Below are 316 nucleotides of genomic sequence, written 5' to 3'. Positions count from 1 at the left end.
AAAAGTGAGCCGCTGTAAGAGCGGAACCGTCAGCAGCCATTACCGAAGAAACGGATATACACACCGAAGCGGGCTTTCCCAAGGCGCAAAAAAACGGCGCTCCCCATTTCTGAAAGAAGCGCCGCTTTTTTGTGCCTGAAGCTGATTATTTCAGGGTAACGGTGCCTTTCATCATCGAGATGTGGCCCGGGAACGAGCAGAAGAAACCGTATGCCTCACCGGCAGCCAGTTTAGACACGTCGAAGGTCACCGAGTCTTTTTCCCCGGCTCCGATGACCTTGGTGTGGGCGATGATGCGAGTATCACCTTCTTTCAG

General features: G+C 53.2%; 1 protein-coding gene. It reads right to left on the bottom strand.

The window, feature by feature from the left end; translation table 11 throughout:
- Window positions 1-145 precede the first annotated feature (145 nt).
- On the bottom strand, window positions 146-292 hold the full coding sequence (locus tag LUU93_RS21935; RefSeq protein ID WP_311202646.1) for a plastocyanin/azurin family copper-binding protein: 147 nt from the start codon (window positions 290-292) through the stop codon (window positions 146-148).
- Window positions 293-316: the final 24 nt, after the last annotated feature.

Source organism: Flavobacterium soyae, from assembly GCF_021245985.1.
Classification (GTDB): Bacteria; Bacteroidota; Bacteroidia; order Flavobacteriales; family Flavobacteriaceae; genus Flavobacterium; species Flavobacterium soyae.
This window is presented reverse-complemented; position numbering and strand designations above follow the sequence as displayed.